The 16,154-nt window shown below is 69.6% G+C and carries 14 protein-coding genes; 12 read left to right on the plus strand and 2 right to left on the minus strand.

Translation table 11 applies throughout. The features are described from left to right. Nucleotide 1: 1 nt before the first annotated feature. From AB0G35_RS24010 to AB0G35_RS24055, 10 genes are all read left to right on the plus strand, one after another. Entirely contained in the window at nt 2-1,591 is a 1,590-nt protein-coding gene (locus AB0G35_RS24010; RefSeq protein ID WP_360953026.1) for an ATPase, T2SS/T4P/T4SS family, read from the plus strand. Next, nucleotides 1,588-2,505 (plus strand): type II secretion system F family protein, encoded by a 918-nt coding sequence (locus AB0G35_RS24015; RefSeq protein ID WP_360953029.1) that lies wholly within the window; start codon nt 1,588-1,590, stop codon nt 2,503-2,505. Before AB0G35_RS24010 ends, AB0G35_RS24015 begins: the two co-directional genes overlap by 4 nt. Further along, nucleotides 2,502-3,395, plus strand: coding sequence for a type II secretion system F family protein (locus tag AB0G35_RS24020; RefSeq protein ID WP_360953032.1), 894 nt, complete (start codon nt 2,502-2,504; stop codon nt 3,393-3,395). Before AB0G35_RS24015 ends, AB0G35_RS24020 begins: the two co-directional genes overlap by 4 nt. Nucleotides 3,396-3,438: 43 nt before the next feature. Further along, entirely contained in the window at nt 3,439-3,633 is a 195-nt protein-coding gene (locus tag AB0G35_RS24025; RefSeq protein WP_360953035.1) for a hypothetical protein, read from the plus strand. Between the two features lie 57 nt (nt 3,634-3,690). Next, nucleotides 3,691-4,101 (plus strand): TadE/TadG family type IV pilus assembly protein, encoded by a 411-nt coding sequence (locus AB0G35_RS24030; RefSeq protein WP_360953038.1) that lies wholly within the window; start codon nt 3,691-3,693, stop codon nt 4,099-4,101. After that, a complete protein-coding gene (locus tag AB0G35_RS24035; protein ID WP_360953041.1) occupies nt 4,098-4,559 on the plus strand; it encodes a TadE/TadG family type IV pilus assembly protein in 462 nt (153 codons plus the stop codon). Before AB0G35_RS24030 ends, AB0G35_RS24035 begins: the two co-directional genes overlap by 4 nt. Nucleotides 4,560-4,660: 101 nt before the next feature. After that, nucleotides 4,661-5,047, plus strand: a complete 387-nt coding sequence (locus AB0G35_RS24040) for a hypothetical protein (RefSeq protein ID WP_360953044.1) — start codon at nt 4,661-4,663, stop codon at nt 5,045-5,047. Between the two features lie 3 nt (nt 5,048-5,050). After that, entirely contained in the window at nt 5,051-8,416 is a 3,366-nt protein-coding gene (locus tag AB0G35_RS24045) for a LysM peptidoglycan-binding domain-containing protein (RefSeq protein WP_360953047.1), read from the plus strand. 20 nt (nt 8,417-8,436) lie between these two features. Continuing rightward, nucleotides 8,437-8,790 carry a DUF192 domain-containing protein gene (locus AB0G35_RS24050; RefSeq protein WP_360953049.1) on the plus strand — a complete coding sequence of 118 codons (354 nt, stop codon included), beginning with the start codon at nt 8,437-8,439 and terminating at the stop codon, nt 8,788-8,790. Nucleotides 8,791-8,872: 82 nt separating this feature from the next. After that, nucleotides 8,873-9,589, plus strand: coding sequence for an A24 family peptidase (locus tag AB0G35_RS24055; RefSeq protein ID WP_360953052.1), 717 nt, complete (start codon nt 8,873-8,875; stop codon nt 9,587-9,589). A 190-nt stretch (nt 9,590-9,779) separates the two neighbouring features. On the opposite strand, the gene AB0G35_RS24060 is transcribed toward AB0G35_RS24055, so the two are convergent. Next, nucleotides 9,780-11,237, minus strand: a complete 1,458-nt coding sequence (locus AB0G35_RS24060; protein WP_360953055.1) for a hypothetical protein — start codon at nt 11,235-11,237, stop codon at nt 9,780-9,782. Between the two features lie 422 nt (nt 11,238-11,659). Then, nucleotides 11,660-13,306 (minus strand): DUF2637 domain-containing protein, encoded by a 1,647-nt coding sequence (locus AB0G35_RS24065; RefSeq protein WP_360953058.1) that lies wholly within the window; start codon nt 13,304-13,306, stop codon nt 11,660-11,662. Between the two features lie 405 nt (nt 13,307-13,711). Between AB0G35_RS24065 and AB0G35_RS24070 the strand changes: the two genes are divergently transcribed. Continuing rightward, nucleotides 13,712-14,866, plus strand: coding sequence for a ParA family protein (locus AB0G35_RS24070; RefSeq protein WP_360953061.1), 1,155 nt, complete (start codon nt 13,712-13,714; stop codon nt 14,864-14,866). Then, nucleotides 14,863-16,050: a ParB/RepB/Spo0J family partition protein gene (locus tag AB0G35_RS24075; RefSeq protein WP_360953064.1), complete on the plus strand. Its 1,188-nt coding sequence runs from the start codon at nt 14,863-14,865 to the stop codon at nt 16,048-16,050. Before AB0G35_RS24070 ends, AB0G35_RS24075 begins: the two co-directional genes overlap by 4 nt. The last annotated feature ends 104 nt before the right edge of the window (nt 16,051-16,154 follow it).

Below are 16,154 nucleotides of genomic sequence, written 5' to 3' on the forward strand. Positions count from 1 at the left end.
CGTGTCCGACCCTCAGCACCGGCCCGGCACCACGAACGGCCACCCCGTGGCCGGCGACCGTGATGCCCTGGCGCACCTGCTCACGCAGCGCTTCAACAAGGCTGTCCACCCACCCCAGACGCCGCCGAGTCCGGCTGCTGTTCCGCCGCCGCCTGCCTCCCCCATGCCTCCCGCAGTGCCGCACAGCGCGGCCACAACGGATGCGGCGGCGATCCCGCGGCTGGCCGGTCTGCCCGGCCAACTGCCGGTGGCGTGGGAGGTGATCGAGGCGCTGCAGGCGCAGGTCTCCACCACGTTGAGCAAGCGTGATCCGCAGCGCCTGCTGGGCAACGAGGACCGGCAGATGCTGGCCCGTTCGCTGACCACCGCGGCGGTTGCGTCGTGGTCGGCCACCTACGCCCAGGGCAACACCCCGCTCACCCCGGAGCAGGAATCCGCTATCGGCGACGCGGTGTTCAACTCCATGTTCCGCGGCGGGCGGCTTCAGTCGCTGCTGGACGAGGACGGTGTCGAGGACCTGATGGTCGACGGCACCACCGCGTGGGTGGAGTACTACGACCGTCCCCGGCGGACGATCGAGCACGTCGCCGACAGCCACGACGAGCTGATCACGTGGGTCAACCGCATGGCCAGGTTGTCCGGTCACGGGGAGCGGGCCCTGACCCAAGCCACCCCCAGCGTCGGCTTCCGCATGCCGGACGGCTCCCGCGTCACCGCCTCCCTGCTGACCAGCCGGCCCTCCGCCGTCATCCGTAAGCACCGGATCCAGCAGCACGGCCTGGCACAGTTGCAGGAATGGGGCTCGCTGAACCCCACCATCGCCGCGTTCCTGACGGCCTGCGTCCGGGCCCGTATGAACCTTCTGGTGGTCGGGGACATGGGTGCCGGGAAGACCTCGCTGTTGCGCGCGCTGGGCCGTGAAATCCCCGCCTCCGAGCGGCTGGTGACCCTGGAGTCGGACCGTGAACTTTATTTGGATGAGCCCGGCCCCGGGCCGCTGACGTTCGCCTTCGAGGCGCGGCAGTCCAACGGCGAGCGCACCGGCGACAACCGCGCGGCCGGTGAGGTCACTATCTCCGACATGTTCGCCACCGCGCTGCGCTACAACGCCACGCGCGTCATCGTCGGTGAGGTCCGCAGCACCGAGATCGTCCCGATGCTGCAGGCGATGTCCGCCGGCGGTTCGGGATCGATGTGCACGATGCACGTGCGTCGCCCGCATGCGATCGTCAGCCGCCTGGTGCAGCTATGCACCGAGGCCGGCATGACCGACTCGGCTGCCCATCACCTCATCGCCTCCGGCATCGACGCCGTGGTCTACCTGACCTACCTCGATGAAACCCCGATCGGCGGCCGCAAGCACCGCTTCGTTTCCCACATCTACGAGGTCCACGACGTGGTCGGCGAGGGCGGGCGGCCCACCACCACCGAGTTGTTCGCCCCCACTGCTGGTGAACGGCGCGCGGTCTACCAGAACATGCCCTCCTTCATCGAGGAGCTGGAGCTGCACGGCTTTCACCGGACCTGGCTCACCGACAACCCGAACGCCCACTGGCTCACCCCGCTCCAAACGGTCAGGAGCACGCGATGACCACACAGCAACTCGCCCTCGCTGCCGCCTGCTGCGCCGTCCTCGCGCTGCTCGCCGTCGTCGCGCTCGTGCGTGAACTGCGCGGCCGCGTCCCCGATCCGGTCAAGCCCCCCTCGCGTCTGGCCGCCCGGCTGCGGCGTGCCCGCAGCGAGCTACCGGAGAGGTGGCAGCGTCGCTGGCGGCATCTGGTGACCGCCGCGGCGGTCGTCACCCTGGCCGTATGGGCCTATACCGGATGGCCGGTGCAGGGCCTTCTCGCCGGGGCGGCCGTCCTCGCCCTGCCCTACCTGCTGCACCCCGGGGATGCGGCCATGCAGCGCATCGAGCGTCTCGAAGCGGTCGCGCAGTGGCTCAATCACCTGGCGGGCGTGCACACCGCCGGCATCTCGCTGGCCCAGACGATCCGCACGTCGGCGAAGTCGGCGCCCGAGCCGATCGCTGCGAACGTGCAGAGGCTGTCGGACCGGCTGCGGGCCGGGATGGACGCCCAGCAGGCGTACGCGCTGTTCGCCGACGAACTCGCCGACGGCGTCTCGGACCACGTCGTGCTGCTGTTCCAGACGCACTCCGTCTACACCGGGCCGGGGCTGGCCACCGCCTTGGAGGCGCTGGCCATCACCATCCACCAGCAGGCCGCCGACGCCCGCGACATCGAGGCTGACCGCCGCAAGGTCCGCAAGGCCGCGCGGCAGGTGTCGGTCATCGTGTGCGTCGTGGTCATGGGCTGCATGCTCAACAAGGCCTGGTCCGCCTGGTACGGCACACCTGTCGGCCAGATCGCGCTGATAGTGCTGGGAGCGGCGGCCGCCTGGACGCTGGCCTGGCTTCGGCGTATCGCCCGTACGAAGCCCGATCCGCGTCTGCTCGAAGCCCTGCCCGCTCGCCCCGGGCCGACCGCCGGAGGATTCCGATGATCGAGATGCAGGCGGTGCTGCCCGCGGCCGCCGCGGGCGCTTTGGTCGGCCTGGCCGTACGGGCGGCATGGCCGGCCCGCCCCGACCTGGCCAGCGCCCTGGACCGCTTCGATGGCCCGGCCCGTTCCGATGCGGGGCCCGCGGAGGGGCTGGCGCGTACCGGGTCGCTTCCGGAGCGGATCGGCGTGCGTGTGCTGGCGGAGTTCGGTGACCGGCTCACGCTGCCGTACCAGGACCTCAACCTGCTGCGGAAGTCGCCGGCTGAACACCTGGGACGCCGCGTGCTGTTCACGCTGTACGGATTGCTGTTGCCCCAGCTGTTGCAGGCGGTGCTGTTGCTGGCCGGCGCACCGATGCCGTTCACCTTCCCTGCGGTTGCTTCCCTGGGCCTGGCCGCGCTGTTCTGGGTCAACCCTGGACGTGAGGTCAAGAAGGAAGCGGCCGCTGCGCGGCTGGTGGTGCGCCATGCGGCCGCCTCGTATCTGGAGCGGGTGGCGCTGGCGCGGATCGCCAACAGCGGTGCCGCGCAGGCCCTGACCCGTACCGCGGAGGTCGGCGACGGGTGGATTTTCGAGCGGATGCGCCAAGCCTTCGATCACGCCGAGCTGTCCGGTGCCACCCCGTGGGAGGCCCTTAAGCGGCTGGGCGAGGAGCTCGACATCCCGGAGTTGTCGCGTCCAGCCGACACCTTGGCGCTCGCCGGTGACGGCGGCGCCGTCTATACGACGCTGCAGGCGCAGGCTCGTCAGCTGCGCGTCGCGCTGCTGGCCGATGCCAAGGGCGCTGCCAATGAGGCGTCTACCGCGATGATCCTGCCGGTCACCGCAGGCGTCATCCTCATGATCATCTTTGTGATGGTGCCCATGGTCAACGGCATCCTCTCCAGCTGACCCCCGGCCCTGGCGGGCCACCCAACACCTTACGGAGGAACCGATGGACATCCGCACCCTCACCGTCATGATTCAGAGCCGCTGGCAGCAGCTGCAGAACGCCTGGCGGCGTGACGAAGGACAGTCCAGCACCGAGCTGGCCGTCATCACCGGTGCGCTGCTGCTCGGCGCCGCACTGCTGGTCGTCGCCATCAAGAGCAAGCTCTTGGAGAAGATCGGCATCATCAACGGTGGCTGACCCCAACGAAACTGCGCCGCCCCATCCAGAGCTGCGGATATTGAGGAGAAGCACGGCGTGAGAGCACGCATGCGCGCGCTGGGGGCCCTGGCCCGGCTGCGTGACGATCGCGGCCAGGCCAGCACCGAGCTGGCCGTACTCGCCCTGGTCGTCCTCATGCTGGTCTTCACCGCGATCCAGGTCGGCCTGTATTTCCATGCCCGCAAGGTGGCTCAGTCCGCCGCGCGGCAGGGAGTTGAGGCAGGTCGCCGGATCGGCGCCTCCGCCGGCGACGGTGTCGCTCAGGCCGAGGAGTTCGTCAGCCGCTACGGCAACTCGGTCCGCGGCGCCCAGGTCTCCTCAGCCGGCAGCACGGCCGGGCGGATCCGCATCACCGTGACCGGCACGGTCGCCACCCTGGTCCCCGGCTTGGACCTGGACGTCAGCCAGTACGCCGAGGCTCCCCACGAGCGGTGGACCAACCCGTGAAGCCCTGCACCCCCTACTTCCCCGGCCGTCTGCGGCGCCTGCTGGCCGCGGACCGCGGCAGCTTCGCCGTGGAGACGGCGATCCTGGCCCCCGTCCTGATCATGGTGCTGGGGCTGATGGTCGCCCTGGGCCGTGTCATCGATGCCGAAGGCTCCGTGGACATCGCTGCCCGCGCCGCAGCTCGCGCCGCCTCCCTGGAGCGTGACCCGGCCAGCGCCCAAAGCGCGGCACAGAGCGCCGCCGCTCAGAGCCTGTCCGGGGAAGGGGTCACCTGCCGCTCGTCCAGGGTCAGCGTCAACACCGGCGGGTACGCCACCGCCGTGGGCCAGGACGCCGAGGTCACCGCCGACGTCACCTGCACCGCAGATCTGTCCGACATCGCCCTGCCGGGCCTGCCAGGGGTCAAGGAGCTCCACGCCTCATGGACCAGTCCGCTCGACACCTACCGCGCACGGTGACCCCCTCCCACCGGCGGCTGCGAAACGGCATGCGTGGGCTCGCCCGCCGCTGCCGCACACACCTGAGGGGGCATGATGCGTGCGGGAGCGACCGCGGCTCGATGTCGGTGTTCTTCGCCGTCGCCACCATCGCCGTCCTGCTGGTGATGGCGCTGCTCGTCGACGGCGGCAAAGCCCTCAATGCGGCCAACCACGCCACCTCCCTCGCACAGGAGGCAGCCCGAAGCGGCGGCCAGCAACTCGACGCCGCCCAAGCCATCCAAGGCACCGCCATCACAGTCGACCCGGGCGCCGCCCAGGCAGCCGCCGAGGACTACCTCGCCCACAACGGCGTCCAGGGCGACGTGGAAGTCACGGACAACGGGCAAACCCTCCACGTCACCGTCCACAGCACCTACCGCACACTTTTCGGGTCACTCATCGGCAAGAGCAGCATCGCCGTGACCGGTACCGCAAATGCGCATCTGCAGACCCACGCTGGAGGCTGAGCGATGGCCCACCCCACCCCCGGACCCGTGCGTGCCACCGGCAGGCTGCTGCGCGCACTGCTCGGCCTCGTCGTGCTCCTCGCGCTCGTCGGCGGCGTTCCCTTCCTGCTGCTCGCCCTCGGCCACCAGCCCACCGAACTCATTGGCGGCCTCGATGCCCTGCTCCGCCCCGACGACGGCACCCTCTTCCTCGTCGTACTGACCCTCATCGGCTGGGCAGGATGGGCCGCCTTCACCCTCTCCGCGGTCATCGAACTCGTCGCCGTGCTCCGCCGCCGCTCCGCTCCGCGTCTCAAGGGCCTGGGCGGCCTGCAGTCGTTCGCGGGATTCCTGATCGGCGGCCTAGTGCTCCTGGCCCCCACGGCGGCTTCCGCGGCCACCCCGCAAACGGCCACCGCGGCCGTCACCGCGCCCCACACCACGGCCGAAGGCCACCAGGTCCACCGCGCCGACGCCCCTTCGACGCCGGAGGCCGCCGCCAGCGCACACGCCGGCCCCCAGCACACCGTCACCGCCTCGCGTGAAGAGCTGTGGGACCTGGCGGAGCGCTATCTCGGCCGTGGGGAGCGCTGGCGTGACATCGCCGCCCTCAACCCGCAATGCCCTCACCTGGCCACCAGCGGCGCGCACCGCGGCATGGTCCTCAACCTGCCTGCCGACGCCCGCATCTCCCCGCCGGCGCAGGAGAAGACAGCGGCTTCGCCGGCCTCGGCCCAAGGCGGCCAGCACGCCGAGGACCGCAAAACGACCTACACCGTGAAGGCCGGGGATTCCCTGTCCGGCATCGCCGACGAGCAACTCGGTGACGCAGACCGCTGGCACGACATCTACACCCGCAACCGGGACACGATCAGCGATCCTGACCTGATCTACCCGGGCCAGCACGTCGACCTGCCCGGCCACCAGGCCCAGCCCCCGCACGCAGACCGTGACGACTCCCCGCCGCCCGCCCCGGACAAGCCGGCCCCGCACAAGGACCACAGCGCTGCGCCGACCGCCCCGCACACGGACTCCGGCGCACCCGACCGTCACGCACCAGAGCACCACGGCACCTCCAGCACGCACCACCAGGGCGCCCGGCCGGACCACTCCTCCCCCACCGCGCCTGCCCCCTCGTCCCCCGCCCCCTCAACACCCCAGAGCCCGGCACCACATGGCTCCGCGAAGACGACGCAGCCGGCCGCGCAGACCCCTGACGACGACCAAGCGCTGGCACCCGCCACGGTGTGGGCAGGGGCTGGGGTGCTGGCCGCGGCCCTGATCGGCACGCTCGCCACCCGCCGCGTCCTACAGCAGCGCCGCCGCAAGCCCGGCCACCGCATCCCCATGCCCGAGGGAAGCGCCGCCGAGACCGAGCGCCGGCTGCGCAGCGTCCAGCACAGCGGCTTCGACCTCCTCAACGCAGCTCTGCGGGCGCTCGCCTCCCACCTCGCCGACGCCGGGCGCGACCTGCCCGATCTCGACGCGGTGGTCCTGCACGAAGCCCGCCTCGATCTCCACCTGGCCCGACAGGCCCCGCCGGTCGCGCCGTTCACAGCCATGCCCGGCCAGCCGCACGTGTGGACCTGCACCGCCGCCCATCCCTCGCTGTCCGAAGACCACAGCGACATGGACGCCCCCTACCCCGCTCTGGTCTCGCTCGGCTGGGACGACGCGGGCCGCCTGGTCCTGGTCGACCTGGAGCGCATCGGCGTACTCAACCTCACCGGTGACCCTCGCCTCGCCCAGAGCGTGTTGCAGGGCATCGCAGTCGAATTGGCAACCGCCAGCGTCCACGGCCCCCTAGACGTCACCGTGATCGACGGCACCGCGCCAGGCCTGGATGACGTCGTGCCCGAACGCGTCGCCCGCAGCGAAAGCCTCGCGCAGATCACCACGCAGCTCACCGCCCACGCCACCGACCAGCGCCGCAGCCTGGCCGACCTCGGCGCACGCGGTCTGGGAGAGGCTCGACTGCACGAGGACTCTGGCGGCGCCTGGACACCCCACGTTGTCCTCGCCCAGGACCTCACCGGCGACACCGCCGCGCTCTTCGACGCTCTCGAAGCCGCGCCGCGCACCGCAAGCGCCGTCATCGTCGCCGCCCCCACCGACATGCCCCTGCCTGCCACCGCCTGGACCCTGAACTGCGGCGGCCCCGAGCAGAGCGTCACCCTCCCAGGCTCCGGCCTCACCATCCACATCCAGGGCCTGGACGACGCCACCTACGCGGACGCCGTTGAGCTGCTGCGCGTCGCCGCCACCTCCACCACCCTGCCGCCCTCCCCCGTCGCCGACGAGGACGACAGGGACGACGAGCAGACCGCGGCTGTCTCGAAGGAGGAGCATCCGGCGAATGCCTGGGGAGCGGACGGGGCCGGCCTGCCCGCCGAATACGCCGACGACGAGGACGCAGACAACGAGCCGGACAACTCCGAAGAGCACACCGCCGCCGGCCCTCAGTCGGCCACGGATGTTGGCGATGCCGGCACTACCGTCGCAGCGGGCCCGACTGACACCGGACTGGTCCGCGCCACACAGACCTGCACCGCTGCCCCCGCGCACGTCACCGTCCCCCTATCGACCGAGACAGCCTCTGCGGCACAGAGCAGCGAAGTCCCGGCGGCCGCGGCCCCGGACATCCTGCTGCTCGGCCCCGTCTCCCTCACCGGTGCGACCGGCCGATACGACTCTGCCCGAGAAGCACCCAGCACAGAACTCGCCGTCTTCCTCTACCTGAATCCCGACGTCGACCACCACGCCATCGACGCCGCGCTGTGGCCCACCAGCACGGTGAACAAGTCCATGCGGACCTCCGTCGTCTCTCGCCTGCGCAGCTGGCTCGGCCAGGACGCCGACGGCCGCTACTACTTCCCGCGCCTGCAGGACACCGAAGGCCACCGCTACCGGCTCAGCGGTGTCACCTGCGACTGGACCCGCTTCCAGCGCTTCGCCGCCGCAGGACTCCACGACGTGAGCGAGGACGGGGACCTGGCGTTGCGCCGCGCGCTCTCCCTCGTGCGCGGCCGCCCGTTCTCCGCCGTCGACCGTCAGCGCTACTCGTGGGCCGAGCCCCTCATGCAGGGGATGTGTGAGGCCATCGTGGATGTCGCGCTGGAGCTGTCCGATCGTCTGCGGGAGGCCGGCGACATCACCGGCGCGCTGTGGGCGGCGAACCGGGGACTTCTTGCCGCTGAAGAGAGCGAGCCGCTGCACCGTGCCGTCTTCCGGGCCCACCACAAGGCCGGTGACACCGCCGCCCTGCGGGAGGCCGCCGCCAGGCTGGTCCGCATCAACGATCAGATCGGCGGCGAAGGAGTCGACATGGACACCGAGACCGCACAGCTCCTGCGGGAGCTGCTCCCCCGCACCCGCCAAACCGCACGCTGAACAGGACGAGGACCGGACACTTGGGACACGAGCTGAAGGACGGCTTCGCCCGGCTGGGTATCCCTGTGGGCGGCGCCGTCCCTCTGGAGGTCGCCGCCTCGCGCCGAAGTCGTACCCGCGGCCTGCTCGGCCGCGACGGTCTCGATGGGGCGCTGCTGCTCAGCCCGTGCAACAGCGTGCACACCCTGCGCATGCGCTTCCCCATCGACGTCGCCTACCTCACCAAAGACCTGCGCGTCCTCGACGTGCACACCCTGGCAACTAACCGCATCGCGCGGCCCCGGTTCCGTGCCCGCCACGTCCTGGAAGCCACCGCTGGCGCCATGGCCGCCTGGGGCCTCACGCCCGGCGCCCAGTTGCAGATCAGGTGCTGACCAGCCACCACGACGGACCGGCCGTCACCGGACGGCGGGCATCCCGTACGACGCACTCGGGCAACGCAGGGAGAGGAGGCGCGTGTTCCATCAGTTCTTGATGCCGCTGCTGGGTCTGGTGGCCGGCTCCGCCCTGCGTCCCGTTGTGGTCGCCCTGGCTGTTCCCGCCGGGCAACCGCCGTCCGGCACCTGCCCTACCTGCTCCCCTCTCCCGGCCGGGGGCCTGCAGGCGCTGGTGCTGCTGTCACCGGATGGCAGGTGCCGGGCCTGCCGGACTCCTCTGAGCGCGGCGTGGCTTCCGGAGGTGACCACCGCGGCGGCGTTCGCCGCGGTCGCAGCCGGCGGGGCGGGCGGCTGGTACACCGTCGCCCAGTACTGGCTGGCCCTCCTCGGCTCCGCACTGCTGTTGATCGACAGCGCCGTCCAACGCCTCCCGGACACCCTGACCTTGCCAGCCGCCGTCGGTACCTTCACGCTGCTCACAGTCGCCGCAGCACACCACGAGCCCGGCAGTCTCGGGCGTGCCCTGGCCGCCTCGGCCGCAGTCGGCGTGCTGTTCCTCCTGCTGGCCTTGAGCGGTATGGGCATGGGAGATGCCAAGCTCGTCATCTCGCTCAGCGCGCTGCTCGGATGGCACAGCTGGCAGGCGGTGTTCTGGGGGCTCGTGGTGAGCTTCCTGCTCGCGGCTGCCGTGGCGGTCTTCTTGCTCGTGGCCCGACGCGGCACCAGCAAAAGCATGCTGGCCTTCGGCCCCTTCCTGATCATCGGCACGCTGGCCACCTCCCTTGCCTACAGCTGAATCCCGTTGACGGCGCTTCTGCTGTGGAGCTGCCCATGGAACTGGTGGTGGCCGGACGTTGGCCGATCAGTTGGTACAGGTGGCCGTGGCCGATGGCCGATTCCCCGAACCGGCCATGGCCGATGGCCGGCCACGGAGGCCGACCGGTCACAAGAGATCGGCCATGGCCGGTTCGGGAAGGGAGGGCCGGTCAGCGGCCGCGCAAACGGTTCAGCCAGCCCCGCACGCGCGACGGGCGCGGCGACGGCACGACAGGTGGGTAGGGCGGAGGCGGCGGAGCGGCCGGACCGCTGGATGGAAGCGAGGCCTCGGCCTCGTGCTCCGGCGCCTGGGACCGGTCACCGTCGGCCAATGGATCGGCGCGCTCAGGTGTCTGGGGCTTTGGGGCTGATGGCAGTTCCTCAGCGTGCTGCGTACGGCTGGCCTGGCTCGTGTCCGTCCGGACGCCTTGCTGGGGCGCAGCGTCTGCTGCCAGCCCGGCTGCATCGGGAGTCGCAGGCGCAGGCGCCGGCTCGGCCTGCTCGGTGGGGTTCTGAGGAGGGGTGCTGGGAAGTGCGGGCGGACGGTCTGTCTCCTGCGGCTGAGGGGCGGGGTGGGGAGGCTGGGCCGGCGTCGGGCGGTCGGTGCGGGATTCGGGTGCGGGGCCGGGTCCCGGCTTGGGTGGTGCAAGCCGGGCGGGGCGCTTCGGGCGACGAGTGGCAGTGCCGTTCGTGTCCCACCGCTCGACCTGCCAGGGCTCCTTAACCCAAAGCTGAAGCTCGACCCATCCACGCTCGGCAGCCTCGTGTGCCCAGTCCGCGCCCTTGGGGAAGGGCTCCCAGTAGCCATAGCCGAGGAACATCCCAGAGGACGTGTCCGCGCCGATCCACTCCCCCACCTTGCAGCGCACCGCGACGTTGACCTTCACCCGCCTGCCCTCGATGAGGACCGGGTGACGGGCCGCATACATCACGACGTGGCTGGCGCCCCGCTGCCCGGCCGGCCCCGCCGTGCTCGCTGGCCCCCACACCGCGTGCGGAATCTGCCCGACGGTGCCGTCGACCAGCTTCTGCGCCAATTGGTGAGCTGTTGCCGGACCCAAACAGAACTCGTCCCAGGGGATGTTCCGCCGGCCGCTCGGAGCTACGGCAGCGAACTGGGCAACCGTCTCGGGATCGTGCTTGAAACTCTCCAGGAGTTGCACGATGCGCTTGGCGGAGGCGATGGCCGGCCCCCGCAGCTTGCTGACGACGGTCTTGCCCCCACCCACGGTGGTACGCGCCGGCCGCGGTGGGGCGTTGCCGCCCTTGGCTCCGCCTCGGGTGCCGGGACGAGCCAGGGGCGGGCACTTCAGCCGCCACTGGCCCTCACGCCGGACGATGGTGCCCTGCGAGGCATTCACCAGTTCCTTGCCGCGTCGTGGGAGATCAAAGTTGCACGTGGCCTTGTGCTTGCGGCCCGGCATCGTGAAGTAGTGCGAGGCGCGAGAATCTGGGTCATCGGCGTTCGCTGACCGCGCCGAGACCTGGACCCCGCAGCCGCCGCAACTCAGCGGGATGACATATGGAGGGTGGGGCTTGATGTCGATGGCCGACCGGTCGTAGTCGTCACCCCGTGCGTCCCGGACCCACGGGATCCTCACCCCTGGCTTCTTCTGCGGCTTCCCCACCCGCTCCCCCACTCCTTGACGGCTGCTCTCACCCGATCTTTCCCCAGTCTTTCGACGCGCGCCGGTCGACGTGGGGTTTCTTGCGGCCGGTGTGCCACCAAGCGGGTGCGGCGGTGAGTAGCTAACTGGATGGCCGGCGGGTACATCAGCCTGCGCGATGCGCAGAGCGGATACCCAGATGCTCACCCCCTCGGATACTCCGCAGGTGCGCCGCGGGATGAAGTTTGCCGCGCGCGGGTGGTGACCGACCGCGTGGCCGACTCCGACACTTCGGCCATCAGCCATCGGCCATCGGCCACGACGCTGATCGGCCATGGCCGATCAGGTGGAGCCAGTCCCGTCGGCCAATCGGCCACGGCCCCCGTTTCAGCTGTGGCGTGCGCGGGTGACCGATGCCTTGGCACGGCGACGCGTCCGACCGGTCACGTGCGGTGGGTGACCGACCTCAGATGCGACCGGCCCTGCTGTCGCTCGCGAGCGTCCTTGACCTCTCTGGCCGCGGCGATCACGCGCTGGCCCGTTCGCGGGGCTACGTCCAGCCGACGAGCAACCTCTGCACCAGACAGGCGCTTGCCGGTGGCCTCCGCCTCGATCAGCCACTGCACCACTTGCTCGATCCTCTGCTCCTCGGGATCGAGCTCTTGTTGCTGTGGTCGTGGCTTTCGCGCCGTGGCCTCACCAGTGTCCTGCGAAGCGGTTTCCCACAGTTCAGGCTGGTCGGCAGTGTCAGGCACGCGCGCGGGCGGGATCGACGGTCGGGCTGAGGCCGCAACGTCCGTCTGACCGGCCGCGCCCTGTCCGATGGCCGAGGAAACCGAATGATGGGCACCCTGCCTGCCGGTGGCCGACGCTGCGGCCACCGGTTCCGGAAGCGGGGTCGTAGGAGCCGTCGCGGGGCCGGCCGACTCGCTTTCGGTCACGCTGCTGTAGGTGGGCTGGCCGGTACCGGCTGGCTGCCACTGCTCGGGCTCAGGCTTGGGGTCGACCACGTCCATGGCATCGCCCGCTGCGGCGGGGTGGTGCTGGCACAGCTCTTGCAGGGCGGGACGGAGCGTGGCTTCGGGGAGCGGGCCCCCTGTCTCTGGGTCGGTGATGCCGACGTCGGCAAGGTACAGGGCGAATTGCCGGGAGTTCGGGGGACTGCCATACAGCGCGAGGTAGGCGTGGAAGGCGTCGGCGAGCTCAGAGGCGCCGACTGCCCGCTCGGTGGTCTCCTGCGCGCTGACTCCTGCAGAGGCCCGGCTGGTCTCGTCGTCCCGATGACCGAACAGTTCAGTGGTGCCTTCTGTTCTGCCGGGCGAGTGTTGGGGGCCGTCGGCCGACGCCAGCTCGGCGGGAGCTGGGTCCGCCAGGGCCTCGATGGGAGCCTCGATGCCTGCCGCGGCGAGGCCAGCTGGCGCGGTCTGCGCCAGCGGTACGCCGTACCGGGCGAGCCGCAGCGGCATCAGGGACTCCACCGGAGCCTTACGACGCCAGGCGCGCCCGAAGCGCGACCGCAGGTGGGCCTGGTAGACGAGGCGTTCCTGCTCCAGCTTGATCACCGCGTCGTACGACCGCAGTTCCCACAGCTTCATCCGCCGCCACAACAGGAACGTCGGAACGGGGGCCAACAGCCAGCGGGTTATCCGCACGCCCTCCATGTGCCGGTCGGCCGTGATGTCCGCGATCCGCCCGACGGCGTGCCGGGCGGCCTCGACGGCCACCACGAACAGCACCGGGATCACCGCGTGCATCCCGACACCCAGCGCGTCCGGCCAGGCCGCCGCGCCGTTGAAGGCGATGGTGGCGGCCGTCAGCAGCCAGGCGGTCTGCCGCAGCAGCGGGAACGGAATCCGGATCCAGGTCAGCAGCAGGTCCAGCGCCAGCAGCACCACGATGCCGGCGTCGATGCCGATCGGGAAGACGACCGAGAAGGCGCCGAAGCCCTTCTTCTCGGCCAGCGCGCGCACCGCCGCGTAGGAGCCGGCGAACCCGATCGCGGCGATCACTGCCGCACCGGCGACGACCACACCGATCAGGATGCGGTGCTCTCGGCCTATCCGTGATGGCCGCCCGGCCCCCTCTGCCACACCTCTTCCTTTCTTTCACACTGCTTGACGCGCGTGTCCTTCACGTTCTCACGACTGCGCGCCGGTGACCTTGTTCCGGCCGGATTGTCTCCGGGATCAGCCGCCCAAAGCGCTCTCTGGCGCTGGATACGGAGAGGCGGTGTGCCGCTTTGGCTGCGGCGGCCTCACTGCCGCCCTTACCGCAACCCACAAGGGTTCGCGGAGTCCAGCAGGTACTTAGTCATTGGGGGCAGCGGAGCGCAGACCTTGCGCCGTAGGTGTTGGTACGAAGTCGTGTGAGCCATTGCCTGGTGTTGTTGCCCGGGGCTGGAGTGTCGTGGTCCAGATGTGGACGGGCGCTACTGCAGTTCGCCGACACGCCTGGGGGGTACGCGCTTTCATCGCTCACGGTACTAAGGTAGCGCCATGACAGCTCCGTACAACCCGGATGACCGGGAAAAGGTAGTTGCCAAACTGCCTGTCGACCTGCGAAGAGAGCTCAAGGTGCGCGCCGCCGAGCTCTCCACCGACATTCAGGACGCAGTCACCGCTGGTGTCACCGCCTGGCTCGGCCGGAAGAGCCACCCTGCCGTAGACACTGCTGGCGGCTCTTCGTTCTCGACCTACCTGCCCACCGGGCTGTACGAAAAGCTCAAGCAGGCCTGCAAGCCGCGGAAAATCTCCTATAACCAAGGGGTAGCGCAGGCCATCCGCCTCTGGCTCGATACGCATCCCTCTCCTCGTCCCACTCCCCCACGGGTCACTGGTGCTCGCCGCATCATCTTCGGCAATCAGAAGGGCGGTGTAGGCAAGACCTCCGTCTCGGCCGGCGTCGCGCAGGCCCTCGCCGAGATGGGTAAGCGCACGCTGCTCATTGACTTTGACCCCCAAGGGCACCTCACCAAGCAGCTCGGTTACGACATGCTCGATATCAGCGAGCCCAGTCTGGCCAAGCACATGCTCGGTGATTCCGAGGGGGACATCCGCAGTCTTCTGGTCCCCATAGAGGGCGGCGACTTTGAAGGCCGGCTGTGGCTGCTGCCGGCCTGCCGTGACGCCTTCCTCCTTGACGCCAAGCTGGCGACCACTCGCGCCGTGCGCATCAAGGAGACCGCACTGGAGCGCGCACTATCCGCTCTTGAGCAGGAGTTCGACTTCATCGTGGTGGACTGCCCGCCCAGCCTCGGGTACGCCATGGATACGGCGCTGTATTACAGCCGGACCCGGGAAGGTGAAGAACCCAGTCAGTCCGGCATCGTGATCCCTGTCCAAGCCGAGGACTCGTCAGCCGACGCATACGACATGCTGGCTGACCAGATGGAGGACCTCTCTGAAGACCTGAAGGTCGACATCGACCTGCTGGGCTTCGTCGTCAACCTCTACGACAGTCGCAACGGCTACATCGCCACCTCCTCCCTGACGCAATGGGAGTCCATCGGCGATGGCCCTGTCCTCGGCGTCGTCCCCGAACTCAAGGAACAGCGCGAAGCCGTGCGCCTGAAGAAGGCTCTGCTGGCCTACGAACCTGACTGCGAGCAAGCCACCGTGCTGCGCAACATCGCCCGGAGGATCCACGGATGAGCATCGCCGACAAGGTAGGCGAGGGAGCCAGCTTCAGTCGGGCCCGACGCAGTGCCCGCGGCCGCGCCAAGGCAGTGACCGAGGGCAGCGTGCCCTCCTATGAACTGGTGCGGTTGCAGCTGGATCAGGTCGCGCCCACTCCGCTGAATCCACGTCGGAACTTCGGCACGGACGAGGACAAGACGCGCTTCGGCGAGGAGCTGCGCCAGGCGCAGCTGGCTGCCTGCGTCGCTGTCTCTCGTGAGGCTTACCTGGCCCTTTGGCCCGATCACGCAGAGCGGATCGGCGATGCCCAGCATGTGCTGGTCAACGGCGAGCGGCGCTACCACAGTGCCGTGCATGTCGGCCTGGAAGCCCTGGACTTCGTTGTCCGGGACGATCTGGCAGCGTCCCGCGAGGAGTTCATAAACCACCTGCTTCAGGAGAATCTCGCACGTGAGGACTTCGATGTCATCGAACGTGCCCGTGGCGTGAAGCAGCTCGTGGCGGTGTGTGCCGAGCAGGCGGAACGAGGCGCACGAGCCCGGGCTGCTGAGCGGCTGGGCAAGGACAGGTCGTGGGTGACCAACCAGTTGGTTCTTCTGGATCTTCCGGAGGAAATCCAGGCCATGCTGAGTTCGGGGAGTCTTCCTGAGCGTGACGGTCGGGTCTTGGCGCGGCGCGTCAAGGATGTCCCGGAGTCCGATGCGGCTGGCCTGCTGGAGTTCCTGAAGGCGAGCAAGGAGGCTCAGGCTGAGGCCAAGGCCCAGGAGAAGGCGGAGATCAGCGCGCTGCGGTCTGCGGCTGAAGACGGTTTGTTGTCCGCGGACAACATTCAGAGCGGGATCAGGTCCTCAGGCGAAGCTGAAGCGCGACCGGACCATGGTGGTGGCAGGCAGACGGATGAGTTGTTGTCCGCGGACAACAACTCGGACGAAGGTGACGCCGCTCTGGTTCGGAACGGTTCCAGTGGGGAGGCGAACGGTTCAGCGGACGCTGGTTTGTTGTCCGCGGACAACAAACCAGCACGGAAGTCAGCCGCCGCCTCGCCTCGCGTACCAGCCCAGCAGGGCCTTGCCACAGATGTCACGTTGGTCCTTCGCGACCCGAAGCAGATCGCGGCTGACCTTGCGCGGCACCTTTCGTATGAGGACCTGGCGGCTCTTACCGACCACCTGGTGGAGCACGTCTCCACCAAGGCGTGATCGAGGGCGTTGCCCGAAACGCAAGGAAGGCCCGGTAGCCAAGAGTCTCTGTGCTACCGGGCCTTCCTTGTACTGCGACCTCGGTGTGCTGCGTGGCTCCCATG

Origin of the sequence: Streptomyces sp. NPDC021749 (assembly GCF_040640655.1) — a bacterium.
Classification (GTDB): domain Bacteria; phylum Actinomycetota; class Actinomycetes; order Streptomycetales; family Streptomycetaceae; genus Streptomyces.

What these genes read in the sequence shown, in the direction of transcription:
- AB0G35_RS24015 (WP_360953029.1), top strand. Translation starts at nt 1,588, where the DNA reads ATGACCACACAGCAACTCGCCCTCGCTGCCGCCTGCTGCGCCGTCCTC.
- AB0G35_RS24025 (WP_360953035.1), top strand. Translation starts at nt 3,439, where the DNA reads ATGGACATCCGCACCCTCACCGTCATGATTCAGAGCCGCTGGCAGCAG.
- AB0G35_RS24070 (WP_360953061.1), top strand. Translation starts at nt 13,712, where the DNA reads ATGACAGCTCCGTACAACCCGGATGACCGGGAAAAGGTAGTTGCCAAA.
- AB0G35_RS24045 (WP_360953047.1), top strand. Translation starts at nt 5,051, where the DNA reads ATGGCCCACCCCACCCCCGGACCCGTGCGTGCCACCGGCAGGCTGCTG.
- AB0G35_RS24075 (WP_360953064.1), top strand. Translation starts at nt 14,863, where the DNA reads ATGAGCATCGCCGACAAGGTAGGCGAGGGAGCCAGCTTCAGTCGGGCC.
- AB0G35_RS24020 (WP_360953032.1), top strand. Translation starts at nt 2,502, where the DNA reads ATGATCGAGATGCAGGCGGTGCTGCCCGCGGCCGCCGCGGGCGCTTTG.
- AB0G35_RS24040 (WP_360953044.1), top strand. Translation starts at nt 4,661, where the DNA reads ATGTCGGTGTTCTTCGCCGTCGCCACCATCGCCGTCCTGCTGGTGATG.